The sequence below is a fragment of the Nostoc sp. DedVER02 genome, from assembly GCF_034530675.2.
Taxonomy (GTDB): domain Bacteria; phylum Cyanobacteriota; class Cyanobacteriia; order Cyanobacteriales; family Nostocaceae; genus Nostoc.
Map to the genome: position 1 here is coordinate 1 of NZ_JAVRCP020000046.1, position 21,922 is coordinate 21,922.

Here is a 21,922-nt window from a genome sequence, read left to right on the forward strand (position 1 = left end):
ACTCCTGAATTCTGACTCCTGAATTCTGACTCCTGAATTCTGACTCCTGAATTCTGACTCCTGAATTCTGACTCCTGAATTCTGACTCCTGAATTCTGACTCCTGAATTCTGACTCCTGAATTCTTTCTTATTAAACGTCGTAGATTAGACATTCTACTGATTCTGGATGGCGATCGCAGTAGTTTTCCAAAGAGGTTTTCTTTGATTTCGCTTGCTGTTGATCGGCTTTCTCAGCTTGCAATTCTTCCACAATGTCCCAGGCTACGGCACAACCAGCAGAATCGCTCCCATCTAGTTCACAAGTTGCGCGGGCTTCACTAATGGCTTTAACGATCACTTCTTCAAGATTTGTTGCCCCAGCAGTTTCAAATGAGTTTAGGGTAGTTGTCATGACTTTTTCACCTTTAATTTACAGTCTATAGATATTAACTATGAGCTTTGAATGACCCCAGGAAGCTTACCCTCCAGGTGACGCTCCTACGTCGCTAACGCTGCGCTAACACCAGTCCCTCTTTGTTGGAGCAACAACACCAGGCTGGCTCACATCTCCAGTTTAGATAGGCTTTCTACAAAAGGTGGTGGTAAACACCGCCATGTTTTTAGCCAAATTGAGTGCGAATTACCCTCTTGTCATCTTTGATTCAAAAAGCTAAGGGAATTCCACTAGTTAAAGCCACTATCACAGATGCTCATGTTCTCAGTCTTGCATCCTAAATTCAGAATGTCAGTCAATTGTCAGAGGAGTTTGATAGAAGTTGATAAACACTTATAAACGGTAATAAAGGAGAAGCAATTCTTATTTATTCTCAATACTTTATGCCTAATTCTTGTTGCAAGCGATACAGAATTGTATTCTGATCGACTTGAGATAAAATCTCTTGAATAACGCTGCTAGCGCCCAACTGCCCCCAAGTGCAGCCTTTTTCGAGATACACCTGAGCGGCTTTGCCAACAGAATATGCACCATAACCGGCGATACCAGCTTGAGCGATCGCACTGCCAGCAAAAGCAGTAATATTGCTGGGATTATCACCACTAGTTATTGCAGCTGTAGTTTTACCTAAACCTAAAAGAAAACTACTACCTAATTCTCCCAGTAGCAAACCACCAGAACTAAATAAAATCGTTTTTAAAATTTTTCCGGCTTCATAGCTAGTCATCGGCAAACCATATAATCTAGCGAGGGCGCGAATTAAAGCTAAATCGGCAACAGTTCCGCCAAGGATATCTAAGAAGGCAATGGGATTTAACATTACTGCCAAAGCTTTGTATTTGGTAAATTGCCAAATAATATCTTCGGCTTCTTTTTCGCGTGATTCGATAGTTTTTTGAGCGATCGCGGCTTCTGCATCTCGTGCTTGGATGAGGGCATTTAAAGCTAGAAGCGATCGCCCTTCCCGATTCAAAATGTTCAGAATTGTCTCTTTGAGTTCGTCTACTTGGGGTGGTGGTGTCTCCCATTCATAACTGATACGCCCATCAGGCCACTCAACCCGCACTTCCATCGGTGCGGGTTCTGCCGCCACCATGACAATTTCATCTGGTAATAGAGGTTTGGCTTGAGGGTTCCCAGCACCCAATTGTTGTAAATTTTGATAAATCGCTCCCCGGTCTGTATCGGGGTAAAGGTCTATTTTGTTAAATACTAAAATCAGGGGTTTTTGCGATCGCCTTAATTCTATTAGTGCCTGATATTCAGTGCGGGTGATATCACCAGACACGACAAACAAAATTAAATCTGCCTGATGCACTACTTCTCGTGCCATAAGCGCCCGTGACTCACCCTCAATTTCATCTAAGCCAGGGGTATCAATTAACTCTACTAGTACCTTACCTCCTGGCTGCCAACGCACTGAACGAGGCCATTGAGTGACACCGTTTAGAGGCCCAGTTTGCAGAATTTTATCTCCCAGCAAAGCATTTAAAACTGCTGATTTACCACGACTCACTAAACCAAAAGCGGCAATTCTAATCACATTGGAGTCCAGCTTTTTGAGTGTGGAGTTCAAAGCTTCCAATTCCGGTTTCAACAAACCGATTAATTCTGGGTTAGATGAGAACTGTCCTGATTTGCGAAGATGTCCATACCAAGACAGCGCTTGTCTGAGACTGGCGCGGGCACGATTTAAGTGGGTTTCTTGCAGATTTCGCACAAAGTTAGGTTGATTCAAGGTTGGACAAACAACAGGCTACATATCCATTTTGATCTAATTCCAAGACTGTGAGCCTGTTTTGTCAAATTAAACAATTGTGCGATATCTATTTAGAACATGGGATTGTGTTCATTATCCCAACATTTGCGATCGCGCCAGTTTCTCCCAGTCTGTTCGCATTCAGATGCATTCTCTATCCAAGGTATCGATGTAGAGTAGTACGAGGTTCCAGTAGAAGCGAAGAAGATAGCAGTGAATAAGGGCAATAATAAGGATAAAGTTATCAATGTAAAAATAGGGAGAGTGATTAAATACCCAGTGAGTAGCATAATATTAGTATTAGTCCAAAAAACTGTGCCTAATTTATTATTTTTTTGGCTAGTTTTTAAACTAGTTGGTGAATTTGAGAATAGCATAATGCAACCTTATGAATGTCAGTTTATATAGCAATCCCATTTGATTTTTCAAAGCAAAGCTAACTGAAAGCTAGTTCCATTGGGTTTTAGCTATCAGTATATTTAGCAAAAATCAAATAAGAGTTCTATATGAGTACGGATTTTTACGTAAGAACATTATTGAAGCTATGTACTCTAGTGTCAAAGGTGCAAGTGATGACTTCTTAAAAGTTTTAATTTTTGGGCGCTAAAAAACATTTTTCGTGAAAATATGTTGAAGTTGTGGCAATTGTCCTTACGTAAATTCTGGCAAATTTAGGGATCGTTTTTCTCAAAATTTGGATGGGGAAAAATAGAGAACGACAGTACTCAAATCAGCAGCATTGCTGACGGACTTAAACAACTATCTGCACTTTGAATGAATTGGGAAGCCTACACCGTACCATCAGGTCAGTGTAGGTAATTCATATCATTTAAAACAAATCTAAATCTGTCACAGCACCAATACTGCTAGAAGATACTAATTTGGCATATTTCGCCAGAACACCTTTGGTATAACGGGGGGCGGGGGGTTGCCAGTTGGCACGACGACGGGCTAATTCTTCTTCAGATATATTCAACTGCAATAAACGAGCAGGTGCATCAATCGTAATACTATCGCCTTCTTCTACAAGAGCGATCGCACCACCAACTGCTGCTTCTGGAGCCACATGACCAACCACCATCCCGTAAGTACCGCCAGAAAAGCGTCCGTCGGTAATTAACCCTACAGCATCACCCAAACCAGCACCGATAATTGCTGAGGTGGGAGCCAACATTTCTCGCATTCCAGGGCCACCCTTGGGGCCTTCGTAGCGGATAACCAAAATATCACCAGCTTGAATTTTACCTGCCAAAATTGCATCTAAAGAGGCTTCTTCTGACTCAAACACTCGTGCAGGCCCGGTAATTACTGGTTTTTTCACGCCAGTAATTTTGGCTACAGCCCCTTCCGTTGCCAAATTACCTCTGAGGATGGCCAAGTGTCCTTGGGCATACATGGGGTTATTCCACGGACGAATCACATCTTGATTAGGGGATGGTTCTTCTGGGATGTCTGCTAATATCTCTGCAATAGTTTGACCGCTAATAGTCAGGCTATCACCATGCAATAAGCCATGCGCGAGTAGCATTTTCATGACTTGGGGAATGCCACCAGCTTTGTGCAAATCTGTAGCGACATATTTACCACTTGGTTTTAAATCACATATAACAGGGACACGGGCGCGGATAGTTTCAAAGTCGTCCAGGGTTAACTCTACATTAGCAGCCCGAGCGATCGCTAAGAAATGCAACACCGCATTTGTGGAACCACCCACCGCCATAATTACAGAAATGGCATTTTCAATAGATTTGCGCGTGATAATTTGACTAGGTAAGATTTGATTGCGAATGGCTTCGACTAACACAAAGGCTGATTTTTCTGTGCTGTCGGCTTTTTCAGCATCTTCAGCCGCCATTGTCGAAGAATAGGGCAAACTCATTCCCATCGCCTCAAATGCCGAAGACATGGTGTTAGCTGTGAACATTCCCCCACAGGAACCAGCACCAGGACAAGCGCGACTTTCGACTTCTAATAATTCTTTGTCGTCAATTTTTCCAGCACTGTATTGACCAACAGCTTCAAAAGAACTGACAACAGTTAAATCGCGTCCGTTGTAGTGACCGGGTTTAATTGTGCCACCGTAAACGAATATTGCAGGGATATTCATCCGAGCGATCGCTAACATTGCCCCTGGCATATTCTTATCACAACCGCCAATTGCTAGCACACCATCCATGCTTTGTCCAGTACAGGCGGTTTCAATGGAATCGGCGATAACTTCCCGCGACACTAGGGAATATTTCATCCCTTCAGTTCCCATCGAAATCCCGTCGCTGATGGTAATTGTGCCAAACATTTGTGGCATCGCTCCGGCAGTTTTAACGGCAACTTCTGCCCTTTGGGCCAGTTGATTTATCCCCATATTACAGGGAGTGATTGTACTGTAGCCATTGGCAATACCCACAATGGCTTTATTAAAATCTTCATCTTTAAAACCAACTGCCCGCAGCATTGCTCGATTTGGCGATCGCTGTACTCCTTGGGTGACAATTTGGCTTCTCAAATTCTCCGACATCTTTTTTCCTTCCCTGACATCATCGCAACTGTTGCGATTGGATTATCTGATTTTCTCATGTATCTGCGGCGCGATCGAACATAAACAAGCACAGAAAGTTAATGAATCGATTACAAAACCTCAATCTGTTGAATAATCTGCATTGTTTCCACGCTGACAGTGCAGACTCTTTGTAATAAATCTATTACTTGTTCTTTGTAATCTGCGAAGCGATATGTATTGAATTTTTCAGCAATAGTCGGATCTTTAGGTTTCTTTTCTTTGTATTGATCTAAAATCCATTCTAAAGCACAACGGTTTCCAAGGCGATATTCCCAAGCAATTTTGGGGACACCTTCTAAAGTTGTGACATCATCTAAAATAATGGTTCCATTAGTTGTATCTGCTTTTAGTTTTGCCTTTGGTATTCTATTGTTATTTTTAGCTAAAGGTAAATCAATGCGTTTTAAAGGATATGGTTCGACAGTTTCATAATTGATGTGCAAATCCATCAATTTTTTACCCCAGCTAACCCATTGCTGAAAGTCTTCGTAGAAGGGTATACGGGGAAATTCTCGTTTTAGATTGAGTTCGTATTTGGTGCGATAAGCGGGATTGTGTAAGACTGCATAGGTGTAGTGAAAAATATCTAATTTGGTAATTGTCGAGTCGTAATAATGATTTTGAAATTGGGATAATCCCCAGTCTGTGATATTATCTATGCGGTTCCCGTCTTTATCGTAGCGGTAGAGAGAAAGACATTGAGTTTTTTCAATTGTATCTAAGCCAACCAATAAATCAGAACTAAGACAATGAAACGATTTATTAGAAGCAATACCAGAAAAAGCAATAACTTTATTTATACTTATTAAAGTATTTGAAAACATTTCATAATGATTTTGAGTCAATCTATGGTTTAAAACTGTCTCAGTATAATGATATATTTTTAAATAAGGACGATAAAGAGATTTCTGAATTAAATTTTCATCGAAATCAATTTTCTTAGCGGTATGTAGATAACTTTCTAGTGACGAACTCCATTTAATAGAGTTATCCATTTTTGCGTTTTTAACACATAAATTATATTTTTTAATAAAAAAGTCTATCTTATTAATTAAAGCTGAGTTACTAAAATCGTAAACCCATTCGTCTCTTGTAGTCTCTACGCCTCTACAAAATAACTTAAATAATGCTTCCTGTCCTTTGCCAGCTTTTACATCTTTATTAACTAATGGGATAAGATGATCAAAATCATTATCTGTTTGATTAATCCAATTATGATTTTTATCTGGTGTAATATGCTCAAAAGGAATATCAGTAAATTTAGTTTCAGCTAGAAATTTTAATTTAGTTTCTGCTGTATCAAAATCAGGACGGCGATTGTAGAATATTTTACAAGGTGTACTATTGATACCTTCTCTTTTCACCATCAATATAATAGCGACACCAGCTTGTATCCCAAAGACATTATGCGTAGTTCCTGATATTTTAGGGTTTTTTCTAACATCTCCATGCAAATCAATAATATAAATATCGCTAAACTCATTAGCTACAATTTTTCTAAAACCATCGAACGTCCTAGCATCAATAAACGATGAATTAGTAATAAATGCTAAAATTCCATTTTTGCTTAATCTATCAGTTGCCCAGCGAATAAAACGAGTATACATATCATAAACAACAATTTTATTCTGAGCTTTACTGTCTTTTATGTAAGTATTTTTTATTAAAATATCTATTGATGTATAGTAACGATTAGAATTATTGTCATTGAAATTTTCTTGTTTAGCATTATATGGAGGATTGCCAATAATCACCGATATTTTGCTTTCATTTTGCCGTTTAATTCGCTCTGTATTCTCAACACTCATAGCAAACAAATCTAATTGCTTGCCCGCAAATGATGTATGATCCAACGTATCGACAAAACAAATATTTTCAAACTCTTGATATTCACCCATCTTTTGCTTATAGGTGTATTCAATATTTAAGTTAGCAATGTAATAAGGTAAAATCGCTACCTCATTACAATGAATCTCATGTTTATATTTATATTCCAGACTATTGTTAGGTAAATAATCAATCAATTCAGTGATAAAAGTTCCCGTTCCTGTAGCCGGATCTAAAATTTCAACATCTTTATCTGCAAGCAGCTTACCAAAATTTTTATGAACCAAATAATCTACACTTTCAATCATGAAGCGTACAATTTCATTTGGCGTATAGACGATTCCTAGTCTGTCAGCCGCTTTCGGATTATATGCTTTATAGAAATTCTCATAAAGTACTTTTAAAAACTTCTGTTTTTCATGATGATTGTAAATATTCGCCGCAGTTCTTCTAATAACACCATAGTAACGTTCAATAGTACCAAGAGTATTCTTTTTAGTACTACCTGTAAAAAAGGTATCGATGATAGTTTTTAATTCACGAGCAATATTATTTTCTCGATGAAACTGAGATTCATTGAAGATGCTGATAAAGATATCTTCAGTTAAAATATGCTGAATCATCATTTCTCTAATATCCAGCAAAGTAACTTCAGGATTAATTGATTCTTTGCAGATACCCCAAAATTTAGCCCTCGCTATTTTAAAAGCTGCGTTTGTTTCGATTTGACTATCAATTAAGTCACGTAAAGCATTTAAAACAGTCGGTAAGTCTTGCTTAAAAGTTTCAATCGCCTCTCTAAAATCTTTAACTTCCGGGCGAACATAGTTGATAAAATATGTAATTATTCCATCAAGCGCGTCAGCATCTTTCATCGGGACACGCATGGTTTCTTGTCCACTCTGAATTAAAACTGCTGTTTGCGAGTCTTCAAACAAAATGTTACTATCTGGATAGCCTTTTATGAGCTTTTTCTCAATTTCTTGGTCTAAATTGTCATATTCATCCTTGCTTTCCCAGTAACCCCAATCCAAACGCAAAGCATCTTTCACAGTGCCATCTGGATAAACAAGTTTGCCGCTAGGTGTTTTATAATCGAGTTCGGGAATCAGTCTAAATTCTCTAGGTTTGCAATATTCATTAACTAAGTTTTGAAATGCAACCCGAATCGATGTTTCTTTACGTGAACCGCCAAATTGAATAATTCTTTCTACTTCTGTGTGATATTGGCTAACCAGAAGTTTGGACATACTTTATTAAACTTTTATAAATTTAAAGTATGTCTAAATTAGCCTTAATTACTACTAACCAACACCTGTAATCTCTACGACTAAAATATAAAGATTAAATAAAGGTTAAAGCTAAATACTCCGTAAAAAGACGTGAATTCCTAAATAACATCACGTCTTAATAAAATTTATGACAAACGTAGCCTAATAAAGATGGAAAATACACTGGCGTTTATTTTAAAATATTAAATATAATACACCATATTAAGTAATAACACGGTACATTTATTACCTTTTCTCTTTCTCTGTGCCCTCTGCGCCTCTGCGGTTCAACTCCTAAATTGGTGCGTTACACCAATTTAATTAATGATTGCAACATCCTTCGGTAAAGACGCGATGAATCGCGTCTCTACAAATAGTCTGTTTGTCGCATTTTTTTTCAAATTGGTATTAACGCACCCTATAAATCATCTACTCATCAATTTGACCAACGCGGCGGATATTCAAAATGTCGCTCATTTTCTTAATTTGGACAAACACTTGCTCTAATTGAGAGCGATCGCGTATATCTATTCCTAAGTCCATCAATGCAGGTTGACCAATAGCCGTTTTCACCTGAGCGTGGCGGACATTGATCCCTTGGTCGCTCAACCGTGACAAAATATCCTTTAGCACCCCAACACGGTCAAGAGCTTCAATTTGTACCTCCACGGGGTAAGTGTGCGGACGACCGCTATTTTCGGCGGCTGGGTTCCATCTGACTGGTACTAAACGCTCATACTCCACACACTCCAGATTATTGCAGCCTTGGCGATGAATTGAAATTCCCCTACCTCGCGTCACCACACCAATAATCGGTTCGCCAGGAATCGGGGTGCAACACCCAGCCAAATAATATACCAGCCCTTCTACCCCAACAATAGGCGAATCACTGGCGCGGGAAGTAGTTGGAGATGCATCTCGCAAAGCCTTTGATGTTGCTTCTTTGGGGATAAATGGCGACACCGTGGCAACTGGTTGTTGTCCCTTCGCTACTTCTCGCCAACGATTTAGCACCAAGTTTAACGTAATTTCTCCGTAACCCAAACCGGCGAGTAAATCGTCTACGCTGTGGTAGTTACACTTTTCGGCAACAATCTGCATTGCATCAGACTTTAGCAAACTATCAAAACCAGTTTTACCGAGTTCTTTTTCTAACAATTCCCGTCCACGGGCGACATTTTCTTCCCGGCGCGATCGCTTGTACCATTGTTTTATTCGATATTTTGCCGCCGAACTTCTGACAAAATTCAACCAATCTAAACTTGGATGGCAGTTCTTTTGGGTGAGAACTTCTACAATATCGCCATTGTGTAGCCGCGTTGATAGAGATACCATTCGTCCATTCACCCGCGCCCCCGAACAGTGATTTCCCACTTCCGTATGAATCCGATAAGCAAAATCTACAGTGGTAGAACCAGGGCTTAAAGGCACAACATCCCCCTTTGGGGTGAAGACATAGACATCATCTTCAAATAAATTATCTTTGACACTATCAAGATATTCTTGTGCATCCTTGAGATCGGTTTGCCATTCCAGCAGCTGCCGCAACCAAGTAAACTTATCATCTGTCGCTGTTGTCAAATGGCTAATACTAGAACCACCTGTTTCTTTGTACTTCCAATGGGCGGCAATCCCGTACTCAGCGATATGATGCATTTCGATTGTCCGAATTTGCACCTCCAAAGGACGGCCAGTTAATCCAATCACCCCAGTATGCAACGACTGGTAACGGTTAGGCTTTGGCAATCCAATGTAATCTTTAAATCTCCCAGGAATTGGGCGAAACGCATCATGAACCACCGCCAACGCCCGATAGCATTCCTCATTAGTTTGAACAATAATCCGCAGCGCGGCCAAATCGTAAATTTCATGAAATTCTTTTTGCTGTCGGTGCATTTTTTGGTAAATGCTATAAAGATGCTTGGGACGACCGCTAATATCCTGAAAGGCGATTCCGGCTTGCTGCAAACGTTCTCGCAACATATTCGTAGCTTTAGCCAATTTCTCTTCTCGTGCCGTCCGTTTTTCAGAAACATGCTCTTGCATTTGGCGGTAAGCTTCCGGTTCCAAATACTTAAAAGCTAAATCTTCCAATTCCCATTTAATTCGCCAAATCCCCAAACGATTGGCTAAGGGCGCGAATATATCTCGCGTTTCCTGGGCACTGCGGCGGCGGCTGGCCTCTGACATATATTGTAAAGTTCGCATATTATGCAAACGATCTGCCAATTTCACCACAATTACCCGAATATCTTGCGCCATTGCCAAAAACATCCGCCGGAAGTTTTCGGCTTGGCTTTCGGTTTTGCTGGTGAAATTAATTTTAGAAAGCTTGGTTACACCTTCAACCAATTGCCGTACTTCTGGGCCAAAACGTTCTTCTATTTCTTGGCTTGTAACTTCTGTATCTTCAACTACATCATGAAGAAATCCAGCTGCTATCATAGCAGCACTGCCCCCCAAGTCACGCAGCAATTCAGCCACAGCAACGGGATGAGCAATGTATGGTTCTCCCGACTTGCGGTATTGACCTTGATGCAGTTGGTAAGCAAATTCAAATGCGCGACCAATTAAGACTGCATCACTATGCCTTCGGTCATCTTCCAATGTGCCGTTATTTGTGGATGACTCCTTCAAACATTTTTTTAACCATTCTGGAATGGCTAGATCAACTGATGAATTTATAGCTAGACTGCTCATACAATTGGGTTTGGATAGGATCGGTAGATTAAGTGAATGATAAATAAAAGTGGCAGCATCAACCTAAGAAGATGCTGTCGCCCAGAGACGGGTAGAAAAACAGTGTAAAGATGATTCTCCAATTGCCAATATCATCAAGTTTGAGTTTCAAGGATCATAAGTTTGAAAATGCATTGATGGTAAACAAAGCCTCAAATCATTATTTGAAGCTTTTAGTGCTGATAAGCTGATAAGTGTAAAAGAGAAGTTTATTGTAGAAGAAAAATTACTTGACATTAATACTATCTTAACTAGCACTGGATGTCTTTAAACTCTGAGAAATATTTGGCACTCGTAACCTTGTTAGAGCAATTGCGCTCTGATGCCACAACTACGCAAATAGCTGCACCCGAATTGCGACAGCGTGTAGCCTCGTTGCAGCAATTTTTTGGTCAGCAGATTGTGCCTTTGGCTGATGAAAACTGGCGAGTCCAGTCTTATCAAACAGAAATGAGCAAGCAATTGCGTTTGTTGGCAATAGATGTGATGTTTTTGCAAGGAGCGCGGCAAGCATCGACTGCACAAACGAGACTTCAGACGATTAGCGATCGCGTGACAACCCTCATTCAATACTGTGATGCCATCTTGCAACCAGAAGCGGAAGGAGAAAAATAACAATTGTTCACCTTTTTCTCTAATTAATCCATCATCTCATTTACAACCGTTCGTGAAAAGTTATTTTGGCAACAAGTTGGAATGGGGAATGGGGAATGGGGACTAGTGACTGGGGAAGAAGCAAGGGAGCAGGGGGACAAGGGGGAATTACTGAATAAGTCTCTCCCAAGTCTCTCCCCTCTACCTTGTCTCTTCTTCATGCCCAATTCCCAATTCTCAATTCCCAATTCCCAATTCTCAATTCCCAATACCTTTGAGGAGAAGATTCATGGTGCGGCGCATATACGCTTCTACTGGCTCGGTTATGGGTTTAAAAATAAGTGCATAGTAGAGTGACCCACTTAAAAGGTCGATAACTAGCTCAATGTCCGCATCCTTGTGGATTTCGCCTCTAGATTTTGCCCGCTTAAGTACTTTAGACAAAGCTTCACGTCGGAGTTTTGTATATTTTGTCCAGTAAACCTCTGCAAACTGAGGATTGCTAGACGCTGTACTAATTATCAAGGCAAGTGTCTGACGACCAAGGGGACTATCTATTTTTTTGGCAGCATTCTCGATCAAAATATCCATGTCTCCCCAAAAGCTGTTAGTATCGGGGATCGCTAAATCATCTCTCAAACTTTCGATCGCGTCTGCAACTAGTTCTTCTTTGGAAGTGTAACGCCGATATATAGTCGTTTTTCCAACTCCAGCGCGGGCAGCGATCGCTTCTATGCTCATACTTTCGTATCCGACCTCTGCGAGCAAATCTAGGGTGGCTTGGAGAATAGCTTGGTCGGCATGGATGCTACGTGGCCGTCCAGAAGGTGCGTTAATTTGCTTATTCATAAAAATATCATCCCCAAGCAATATCATCTTAGCAATTTGCTTCTAATCTTCGGTATAAGAAGACGCAATGAGCAAGAAACACGGGGAATATAGAAAAATTTCTGGCTAACTGTGTATCATGTCTTCTTCAACATCCATCTTCAGAATAAGCCTTTCTGCTGCTTCTCCTTGAATACTCCCTTGACCATTAATATATGATACGCTACCGTAGCGTATATATACATTATTTAATCTTTGCTTTAGCGATCGCTCTAATCTCCCAATCACCAAAGCAGCCTCCTGCCGAAAATACCGATGAAACAGTATAAATCTGCCGAATCTGATGTTGAGCTTGATCCCCAGTCAAGTATTACTGACGATATTCAAATACAAAAAGACAATTCTCAAATTACTAATGACTACCGTAAATAAACGTTCCTCTGGCGATCGCCCTAAACCTGCAATTGTTAATCAAAGCGGTTATATTGAAGGGCCTTTGAAATGGGCGATCGCCTTCACTGCTTCATTAGGTGCAATTTTAGAAGTAATTGATACTAGTATTGTTAACGTCGCTCTCACCGACATTCAAGCAACCTTGGGTGCGACTGTAAGTGAAGTGGGCTGGGTAGTTAGCGGATATGGGATCGCTAACGTCGTCTTAATTCCCTTATCTGCATGGTTGGGAGATTACTTTGGGCGTAAAACCTATTTTATCTTCTCGCTGATTGGTTTTACAATTTCCTCTGTTTTATGTGGGCTATCCTTCAATCTCCCAATGTTGATTGCCGCCCGGATTCTCCAAGGTTTATGTGGTGGGGGATTGCTAGCAAAAGCTCAGGCGATTTTGTTCGAGACTTTTCCCCCAGCCGAACAAGGTTTAGCTCAAGCAGTTTTTGGTGTGGGTGTGATTGCTGGCCCGGCAATTGGCCCCACATTAGGAGGATTTTTAGTAGATGGTTTAGGCTGGCGCTGGATTTTCTTTGTGAACATTCCCTTTGGGATACTTGCAGTAGCCATGTCTCTAGCATTTTTGCCCAAGAATAAGGATAAGAGCGAAACTCAAAACCAAGCTGTTGATTGGTGGGGAATTGGGTTTTTAATCGTGGCTGTAGGTAGCTTACAAACTGTATTAGAAGAAGGGGAGCAAGATGACTGGTTTTCCTCTAGTTTCATCATCACTCTGTCCATCCTGGGGATTATTGGCTTAGGGTTGTTTATTTGGCGAGAGATGAAAACAGATCATCCTGCTGTGGATTTGAGAGTTTTGCGTCACCGTTCTTTAGCGGCGGGAAGTGTTCTCTCAGCAGTGGTGGGTATGGGGCTTTATGGCGCACTCTTTGCTGTGCCGATATTTGCTCAAAGCGTGCTGCAATTTACGGCAACACAGACTGGACTATTATTAGCACCTGGGGCATTAGCATCTGCGATCGGGATGGTTTTATTAGGTAAACTCACTAGTATAGTTGATGCCCGCTTTTTAATTGCGATTGGCGCTGTCGGCTCATCTGGAGTCATGTTTCAATTGGCAGCAATTACTCCACAAAGCGGGACAGACGATTTATTTTGGCCGTTAATATGGCGTGGAGCTTTTACTGTATTTATGTTTCTCCCTTTAAGTTTGGCAGTTTTAGGCCCACTACCCAAAAAAGATGTTTCTGCTGGTTCTGGTTTCTACAACCTGACTCGACAACTAGGTGGCAGTATCGGCATTGCCCTACTTACTACTCTGCTTGACCAACGACAGACTTTTCATCGAGCCATCTTGTTATCAAAACTTACCCCTTATGACCCAGAAACCAATCAGCGTCTTGACTTGCTCAATGGGGCACTCCAAAACCAAGGTATGGATGCAGCAACAGCCCAACAACAAGCACTAGCTTTATTAAGTCAAACAGTAGACACTCAAGCTGCTGTTTTATCTTATGCAGATTGCTTTCGAGTGGTAGGCATAGGGTTCCTTTGCTCATTACCTTTGTTATTATTTTTGGGCAAAGGCGGTGCAGGAGTGAAAGCGCCAGTCGGTCACTAGTAGTCTATATCATTAATTTTGATGAGTTCGTAGTAAGCACTTCAGGGCTAAAAAATCCCAGACTAAAGTGCTGACTACGAACTTATTCCCCATCAAAACTAAGCTTTATAGCGATCGCATCCTGATTTTATATTCACTGATGTCAAACTACGTAAAAACACTTATTGCAAATTTTTCTCTGCCGAAAGTCACAGAAGAAAATTAATATACACTGATTTATCTGGCTCAAAAATAAAAATCCAACTCAGCTTTGAGTCGGACTATGTGAAGTCTTATTACTAAAATTATTAGATTTCGTTCTTAGAAAAAGTTCATTATTGTAATAATGCTAGCGCTGGTCAACACGATCAAAGCGCCCATAGTTATGGATTGTCCTAAAGAATTTGGCAATTTTGAATTGTTCATTTAAGTAAAATCCTTTTTGTTAATAGTTCCTTAACCATATCAAAATCAGTATAAATATCTATAAAAGCGCTGTAAAACTTAAATTACCGTAAAGTTTCTCAACAAAAACTTAATCTGTACTTAAGTATTGTTTTTTACTTCAAACAGATTATCCTCCCAATTCCCCATTTTCCATTCCCCATTCCCAAAATGTAGTATTTTCCGAACAGAATAATTACCTTATCTCCGAGCGGAATAGGAGCCTTTGTAGGGTAAAATAAATCTTAGTCAAGGTAAAAATATTTAGAACAGAAGATTATCATGACAGTCTCCACGGCATCTAGAAACCAAGCGATCGCTTTTGACTTAGAAAAATTAAATGAGCAATTTGAAACTGCCACTCCCAAAGAGATACTGGCATGGTCTATAGAGAATATCCCAACGGGACTGGTGCAAACAAGCGCCTTTAACGTGGATGACATGATAATTACCCATATACTTTACAGTGAACTGAAGCATCCCGTTCCTGTGATCTTTCTGGACACCTTACACCACTTTGCCGAAAGTCTAGAATTAGTAGCCAAAGCCAAAGAAATCTACAACCTGGATTTGCAAACTTTCAAAACTCCAGACGTAGAAACCCGCGAAGCTTTTGAAGCCAAATACGGCGACAAACTTTGGGACAAAGATATTGCTAAATTCCACCACATTACAAAAATTGAACCACTGTTACGAGGTCTAGACGAACTCAACAGCGTTGCTTGGATCACCGGTCGCCGCCGTGACCAAGCCGTAACCCGTGCTAATATGCCCATATTTGAATTAGACGGTAAAGGTCGGCTGAAAGTAAATCCTATTGCCAGATGGACACGCCAAGACAGCTGGGTTTACGTAGCTGAACATGGAGTCATTTACAACCCCCTCCATGACAAAGGTTATCCCAGCATTGGCGATGAACCCATTACCACCAAAGTAGGCGAAGGCGAAGACGAACGCGCCGGACGTTGGCGGGGAACTGATAAAACAGAATGTGGAATTCATATTTAGTCATTGGTCATTAGTCATTTGTCATTAGTCATTAGTATTAAACAAAGGACAAATGACTAAGAGCAAAAGACAAATATGATTAAAATCCTCCATCTTTCTGACATCCACATGGGAAGCGGCTTCTCCCACGGACGAATTAATACGGCAACTGGATTAAATACACGACTGGAGGATTTTGTCAATACTTTGTCTATATGTATTGACCGAGCGCTAACTGATGCTGTTGATATGGTGATATTTGGTGGCGATGCTTTCCCGGATGCAACACCACCGCCTTATGTACAGCAAGCTTTTGCTAGCCAATTTCGCCGTCTCATGGATGCCGATATTCCTACAGTGCTGTTGGTAGGCAACCACGACCAACATTCCCAAGGACAGGGAGGAGCGAGTTTAAATATTTACCGCACTTTGGGAGTGCCAGGGTTTGTTGTTGGTGATACATTAACTACTCACTGCATCGAAACCCGTAATGGCAAAGTGCAAGTAATTACCCTCCCTTGGTTAACTCGTTCGACTCTGATGACTCGCCAAGAAACTGAGGGTTCATCTTTGGCAGAAGTTAACGAATTGTTAACGGAACGTCTGCGAGTTGTTATGGAAGGAGAAATTCGCCGTCTTGACCCTGATGTGCCAACTATCCTTTTGGCTCACTTGATGGCTGACAATGCTAGCTTGGGTGCAGAACGCTTTTTGGCAGTGGGTAAAGGCTTTACTCTGCCCTTATCTTTACTGACGCGACCTTGTTTTGATTATGTAGCCTTGGGACACGTCCACCGCCACCAGAACTTGAATAAATCTAATAACCCGCCGGTGATTTATCCAGGGAGTATTGAGCGGGTAGATTTTAGTGAAGAAAAAGAAGATAAAGGCTATGTAATGCTGGAACTGGAACGGGGAAAGGCTGAATGGGAATTTTGTCCTTTAACAGTTCGGACTTTCCGCACCATTGAAGTGGATGTCTCGAAAGCTGATAATCCGCAAGTTGTGTTAATGGGTGCGATCGCTAAGTATGATATTCAAGATGCGGTAGTGCGGCTAATTTACAAACTCCGCTCCGAACAGATGGATTTAATTGACAGTTCCTCTCTACATACTGCTTTAAGTCCCGCTCACACCTACACCATTCAAGCAGAATTAGTCAGTCAACTAGCCAGACCCCGGATTCCTGAATTGAGTGCAAGTAGCAGCATCGACCCAATGGAAGCCTTAAAAACTTACTTGAACAACCGCGAAGACCTCAAGGACATAGCAACATCAATGCTAGATGCTGCACAAAAACTGCTAGCAGATGATGTGGAAGTCTGGCTAGAAACAGCAACTAGCGAGTAGGATAGATGCCAATACTACTCAGGTTTTGGATTTTGAACTCAAAATTGGGTTTGGGGAAAAGGTTAAAGGGGAAGGGTTAAAGCGACAAGTATTGGGATAAGTGCCAACTATATTTTAATACAGCCTGTAGAGACGCGAATTTTAGTGTCATCTAGAAAAACCTAACAAAAACTTAACCTATTCCCCCGTTGGGATGGGGAAATTTTAAAGTCTGTCTCCTAAAATGAGAGATTTAAAAGACAGGTTTTCCAAATAACCTAAATGCGGTTCTCCGATAAGATGCTAGAACCCTTTGATGAATTGTTCGATACAGGTTAGGATAATCCATCAATTAGAGGAAAAACTTTAAGCACGCTTAATCGTGCTGAAACACGAAATCTACCCAAATTTATATTTGGGCAGTTTTCAGAGGAGTTTGCTACTCTACTATCAATTGTTGTTTTTCTTCTAGCTAGAGGAAATTTTTGACTCAGTAAAAAAAGTTATCGAGCCTTGAATAAGCTACTCTTTACAGGTAAATCTTTTCGTTTCATGGCTTTTGTCCTACCACTAATCATCTGGTGGGGATACAAAGAAGTACAAAACCAATTTGTACAGCCGCAAGCAGTTGTAGTATTGGGTGGTTCAACAAGACGTTTAGAGCGAGAAAAGTTTACAGCTGAATTCGTTCGCCAGCATCCAAATATACCAATCTGGATTTCTGGGGGTAGTCCACCTAGATTCACCCAACGAGTGTTTACCAAAGCTGGTGTTGATCCCAAACGTTTACACTTGGATTATGAAGCTGTAGATACAGTTACTAATTTTACTACGTTGGTAGATGATTTGCAAGCTCGCGGCATCAAGAGCGTTTATTTGATTACTTCAGACTTCCACATGCGTCGGGCTTGTGTCATCGGCGAAATTATTTTGGGTAGTCGAGGTATTTATTTAAAACCAGTGCCAGTTCCTTCAGAAAAACCCCCTGAATCTATCGAAAAATCTATCCGCGATGGAGCAAGAGCCATACTTTGGATAGCAACTGGTTACACGGGTGTGGATGTAGCGAAAAATAAACGGTAAATCATTAGTGGGAATTTGCATCATTCTCGATTTAACTCAAGATAGTTAAATTAAGAGCATTGATGCCAATAATCGCGCTCCTAACTAAGTAATAATAGACACATAAAACCAAAACACTTGAAAAACTAGCGCAACATTAACATTCAAATAACACTATATAAAAACCAATTAACAGTTTTTGCTTATTTGGTTGCTTAGTGGATACTTTGCGTGCATTAAAGTTTCGAGTGGTAGCTTAGGTAAATGGAATTTATCTGTGTAGCTCAGGGAAAAAACGCCCCAACTTATCTCACAATTTGATACCCTAGCTTAAACAGATTTGAAAAAAAAGTTAAAGCGTGGAAATTCAACTTGGGCGTGGAAAAATAGCTCGTAGAGCTTATGGAATAGATGAAATTGCTCTAGTTCCTGGTAACAGAACACTAGACCCCAGTTTGGCAGATACTAAATGGAGTATTGGCAATATTGAGCGAGAAATCCCGATAATTGCTAGTGCGATGGATGGCGTAGTAGATGTTCGCATGGCTGTACGTTTGTCACAGTTAGGAGCATTAGGTGTCCTCAATTTAGAGGGGATTCACACTCGCTACGTTGACCCAGAGCCAATATTAGATCGGATTGCCTCTGTGGGGAAAGATGAATTTGTTGCCCTGATGCAAGAACTCTATGCCGAACCAATAAAGCCGGAATTAATTGAAAAACGTATTCAGGAAATTAAAGAACAAGGTGGCATTGCTGCGGTAAGCGCAACTCCAGCCGGTGCAAGTAAATACGGCGAGGCGGTGGCAAAGGCTGGGGCAGATTTATTTTTTGTACAGGCTACGGTAGTCTCTACTGCACATCTATCACCAGAGTCTTTAGTACCACTTGATTTAGCAGAATTTTGTCGTTCCATGCCCATCCCTGTGGTGTTGGGTAATTGCGTCACTTATGAAGTTACGTTGAATTTATTGAAAGCTGGGGCGGCTGGTGTTTTGGTGGGAATTGGCCCTGGCGCAGCTTGTACGTCTCGTGGGGTATTGGGTGTGGGTGTACCACAGGCAACTGCGATCGCAGATTGTGCAGCAGCAAGAGATGATTACTACAAGGAAACTGGTAACTATATCCCCATTATTGCTGATGGCGGTTTAATCACTGGTGGCGACATTTGTAAATGCATTGCCTGCGGTGCTGATGGTGTAATGATTGGTTCCCCCTTTGCCAGAGCCGCAGAAGCCCCAGGACGGGGTTATCATTGGGGTATGGCGACTCCTAGCCCGGTGTTGCCTCGTGGTACTCGCATTCGCGTTGCCACCACCGGTAGCCTAGAGCAAATACTCATTGGCCCAGCCGGACTAGATGATGGCACTCACAATCTTTTAGGAGCCTTAAAGACCAGCATGGGCACTTTAGGAGCCAAAAATATTAAAGAAATGCAGCAAGTGGAAGTTGTGATTGCCCCTTCCCTATTAACCGAAGGTAAAGTTTACCAAAAAGCTCAACAATTAGGTATGGGTAAGTGAAGGGACTGGGGACTGGGGACTGGGGAAGAGTTTTCCCAATTCCCAATTCCCAATTCCCAATCCCCAATCCATCAATAAATTTTTCCAGCGCCCTAAACAATTGCTGGAAAAATCCTATATGTCGCCTACAATAGAGATAGCGGAGACGAATGTTTCCGTTCACTCCTCACACCACACTCCGCCCGGACTACTGTTCGGGCGGTTCCTTATGTTTGTAAATAAAAGTTTAAGAGAGTATCTTTGCAAATGTACATCCTTAGACTTCCAAGCTGAGGTTTTTGCTATGGTAGAATTTTCACCAAGTTCAGATATTATTGGCGAAGGTTTTAGGCATGTCAACAGCCGCACAAGTTACCGATTCTAGTTTCAAGCAAGAAGTACTCGACAGCGATGTACCCGTTTTAGTTGACTTTTGGGCACCCTGGTGCGGACCATGCCGTATGGTAGCTCCTGTTGTCGATGAAATCTCCGAACAGTACAAAGATCAAATCAAGGTCGTCAAAGTCAACACGGATGAAAATCCTCAAGTTGCTAGTCAGTACGGCATCCGCAGTATTCCGACATTAATGATTTTTAAAGATGGACAAAAAGTGGATATGGTGGTAGGTGCTGTACCTAAAAGTACATTAGCTTCCACTCTAGAAAAGTATCTTTGAAACTCAATTGGTCACAAAATCCTCTTGAGTTATCGATATTACTCTAACTTTAGGTCAATTTTTATCAACAAGTTTGAGAGGCGCAAATTTCCCGTTTTTCAAACTTGTTTACATTTGTATACAATTTAAGAGTGTTTTTAGGAGTTTTCTAGCTCAAAAATAATTCTTTAATTCCCGTACTACCAATTTCCACCGCTAGCGCCGCCAATAGAAAGCCCAAAAGCTGAGTCACAATCACTCCACCTTCTGCACCAATCCACTGGTCAATTAGATTTGCTAAACGCAAAATTAACCAAGTAATAAACATTGCCCCTAATATACCCACCGCCACACTAAGATGCGGACTCTGTGATTTAGACATCAGCAACATCACCGTCGTCAAAGTCCCCGGGCCCGCTAATAATGGTAAAGCTAGTGGAGTAATTGCAACATCGCGTCCTTCTTCAATAACGGGCTGGTCTAATTCTCCCCGCAGCATTTGTAAAGCAATTAACAGCAATAAGAGTCCTCCTGCAACTCGCAAAGATCCAATACTAATTTCCAAATAATTTAGAATTACTTGCCCACCAAAAGCAAATAGCAAAAGAACTGCGATCGCAACGATAATTGCTTTATCTATAACTTGGTTTCTTTGGTCTGGGATCATGCCCTTAGTCAAAACTAAAACAATCGGTATATTGCCCACAGCATCCGCCAAGACAAACACAGCGATAAATGTTTGAATGAGAATAGAAATATCCACGGTAGATAGCTTTTATCAAGGTTTGATCGCAATCTAATCTTTATCTTGCTCAGTTTGCTAGAACCCAGAGGAAGATTAAAATCGGTAATATAGCAAGGGACTGGGGACTAAGGACTGGGGACTGGATAAAAAGTCTTTTTGCGTCTCAGTTTCATCATCTGTTGATGTCTTAACCACCAAGCCTTGTGCTATAAAACCAGTCTGTTAAAGAAAATCTGGCTGAGGCATTTCTAATTAAGTTCCACAGATGTTTAACTAGCGATATATTTTGATAATCTATCTTCCATAAATCAACTGTTCGTTGTTGAATCTATGAAGCCTTATTTAGCCGCCGCTATTCAATTGACAAGTGTTTCCGATCTACACAAAAATTTGGCTCAGGCAGAAGAATTAATCGAGCTTGCCGTGCGTCGAGGTGCTGAATTGGTAGGCTTGCCAGAAAACTTTTCCTATATGGGAGAAGAAAAAGATAAACTCGCACAAGGCGATGCGATCGCTATTGAAAGTGAAAAATTTCTCAAAAAAATGGCTCAACGCTTTCAAGTTACGATCTTGGGCGGCAGCTTTCCCCTTCCTGTAGACAATACAGGCAAAGTTTATAACACTACTTTACTTATCGACCCAAGCGGTCAAGAACTTGCACGTTACTACAAAGTACACTTATTTGATGTTGATGTCCCCGACGGCAATACCTATCGGGAATCCAGCACGGTTGTGGCTGGTACGCAACTGCCCCCCGTACATTTCTCAGAAAAACTAGGTAATTTAGGGCTTTCTATTTGTTATGATGTCCGGTTCCCTGAACTGTACCGTCATCTGGCAGACAAGGGAGCCGATGTTATCTTTATTCCCGCCGCCTTTACCGCCTTTACAGGCAAAGATCACTGGCAAGTGTTACTACAAGCCAGAGCTATCGAAAACACCGCCTACGTCATTGCTCCTGCCCAAACAGGCAATAACTACGCCCGCCGTCTAACCCACGGCCACGCCGTTATTATCGACCCTTGGGGCGTAATTTTAGCCGATGCTGGAGAAAAACCGGGAATTGCGATCGCAGAAATTAAGCCTACTAGGTTAGAACAAGTTCGTCGTCAAATGCCCTCTTTACAACATCGGGTGTTCTAGGGATTGGGGAAGGGGTAGGGGAGCAGGGGGCAGGGGG

General features: G+C 41.3%; 16 protein-coding genes. 8 read left to right on the forward strand and 8 right to left on the reverse strand.

The features are described from left to right. Positions 1-131: 131 nt before the first annotated feature. From RMZ41_RS28050 to RMZ41_RS28070, 5 genes are all read right to left on the reverse strand, one after another. Positions 132-392, reverse strand: coding sequence for a Calvin cycle protein CP12 (locus tag RMZ41_RS28050; protein ID WP_322643871.1), 261 nt, complete (start codon positions 390-392; stop codon positions 132-134). A 415-nt stretch (positions 393-807) separates the two neighbouring features. Continuing rightward, positions 808-2,154 carry a GTP-binding protein gene (locus RMZ41_RS28055; RefSeq protein WP_322643872.1) on the reverse strand — a complete coding sequence of 449 codons (1,347 nt, stop codon included), beginning with the start codon at positions 2,152-2,154 and terminating at the stop codon, positions 808-810. A gap of 868 nt (positions 2,155-3,022) precedes the next feature. Beyond that, positions 3,023-4,708: a dihydroxy-acid dehydratase gene (gene ilvD / locus RMZ41_RS28060; RefSeq protein WP_322643870.1), complete on the reverse strand. Its 1,686-nt coding sequence runs from the start codon at positions 4,706-4,708 to the stop codon at positions 3,023-3,025. Positions 4,709-4,818: 110 nt separating this feature from the next. Further along, positions 4,819-7,827, reverse strand: coding sequence for a type ISP restriction/modification enzyme (locus tag RMZ41_RS28065; protein WP_322643869.1), 3,009 nt, complete (start codon positions 7,825-7,827; stop codon positions 4,819-4,821). Between the two features lie 450 nt (positions 7,828-8,277). After that, positions 8,278-10,548 (reverse strand): bifunctional (p)ppGpp synthetase/guanosine-3',5'-bis(diphosphate) 3'-pyrophosphohydrolase, encoded by a 2,271-nt coding sequence (locus RMZ41_RS28070; RefSeq protein WP_322643868.1) that lies wholly within the window; start codon positions 10,546-10,548, stop codon positions 8,278-8,280. A 300-nt stretch (positions 10,549-10,848) separates the two neighbouring features. On the opposite strand from RMZ41_RS28070, the gene patD reads away from it, so the two are divergent. Then, positions 10,849-11,202, forward strand: coding sequence for a heterocyst frequency control protein PatD (patD, locus tag RMZ41_RS28075; protein ID WP_322643867.1), 354 nt, complete (start codon positions 10,849-10,851; stop codon positions 11,200-11,202). A gap of 237 nt (positions 11,203-11,439) precedes the next feature. Here the strand turns inward: patD and RMZ41_RS28080 are convergent, their stop codons facing one another. Then, positions 11,440-12,030, reverse strand: coding sequence for a TetR/AcrR family transcriptional regulator (locus tag RMZ41_RS28080; RefSeq protein ID WP_322643866.1), 591 nt, complete (start codon positions 12,028-12,030; stop codon positions 11,440-11,442). 105 nt (positions 12,031-12,135) lie between these two features. Further along, a complete protein-coding gene (locus tag RMZ41_RS28085) occupies positions 12,136-12,297 on the reverse strand; it encodes a hypothetical protein (protein WP_322643865.1) in 162 nt (53 codons plus the stop codon). 127 nt (positions 12,298-12,424) lie between these two features. Here RMZ41_RS28085 and RMZ41_RS28090 point away from each other — a divergent pair, with 127 nt between their 5' ends. The 6 genes from RMZ41_RS28090 to trxA all read left to right on the forward strand — a co-directional run bounded on the left by RMZ41_RS28090 (position 12,425) and on the right by trxA (position 20,018). Then, complete coding sequence (locus tag RMZ41_RS28090; protein WP_322643864.1) at positions 12,425-14,038, forward strand: DHA2 family efflux MFS transporter permease subunit; 1,614 nt, start codon at positions 12,425-12,427, stop codon at positions 14,036-14,038. Positions 14,039-14,743: 705 nt separating this feature from the next. After that, positions 14,744-15,469 carry a phosphoadenosine phosphosulfate reductase gene (gene cysH / locus RMZ41_RS28095; RefSeq protein WP_322643863.1) on the forward strand — a complete coding sequence of 242 codons (726 nt, stop codon included), beginning with the start codon at positions 14,744-14,746 and terminating at the stop codon, positions 15,467-15,469. A gap of 75 nt (positions 15,470-15,544) precedes the next feature. After that, complete coding sequence (locus RMZ41_RS28100) at positions 15,545-16,798, forward strand: exonuclease SbcCD subunit D (RefSeq protein ID WP_322643862.1); 1,254 nt, start codon at positions 15,545-15,547, stop codon at positions 16,796-16,798. Between the two features lie 531 nt (positions 16,799-17,329). After that, the gene (locus RMZ41_RS28105) at positions 17,330-17,860 is read left to right on the forward strand and encodes a YdcF family protein (RefSeq protein ID WP_322643861.1); all 531 of its coding nucleotides are present in this window, start codon (positions 17,330-17,332) and stop codon (positions 17,858-17,860) included. A 338-nt stretch (positions 17,861-18,198) separates the two neighbouring features. After that, the gene (locus tag RMZ41_RS28110) at positions 18,199-19,362 is read left to right on the forward strand and encodes a GuaB3 family IMP dehydrogenase-related protein (RefSeq protein ID WP_322643860.1); all 1,164 of its coding nucleotides are present in this window, start codon (positions 18,199-18,201) and stop codon (positions 19,360-19,362) included. A 332-nt stretch (positions 19,363-19,694) separates the two neighbouring features. Beyond that, positions 19,695-20,018, forward strand: a complete 324-nt coding sequence (trxA, locus tag RMZ41_RS28115) for a thioredoxin (protein ID WP_322643859.1) — start codon at positions 19,695-19,697, stop codon at positions 20,016-20,018. 148 nt (positions 20,019-20,166) lie between these two features. Here trxA and RMZ41_RS28120 read toward each other — a convergent pair whose 3' ends face one another. After that, on the reverse strand, positions 20,167-20,760 hold the full coding sequence (locus RMZ41_RS28120) for a MarC family protein (protein WP_322643858.1): 594 nt from the start codon (positions 20,758-20,760) through the stop codon (positions 20,167-20,169). 312 nt (positions 20,761-21,072) lie between these two features. Between RMZ41_RS28120 and RMZ41_RS28125 the strand changes: the two genes are divergently transcribed. After that, positions 21,073-21,885: a carbon-nitrogen hydrolase family protein gene (locus RMZ41_RS28125; RefSeq protein WP_322643857.1), complete on the forward strand. Its 813-nt coding sequence runs from the start codon at positions 21,073-21,075 to the stop codon at positions 21,883-21,885. Positions 21,886-21,922: the final 37 nt, after the last annotated feature.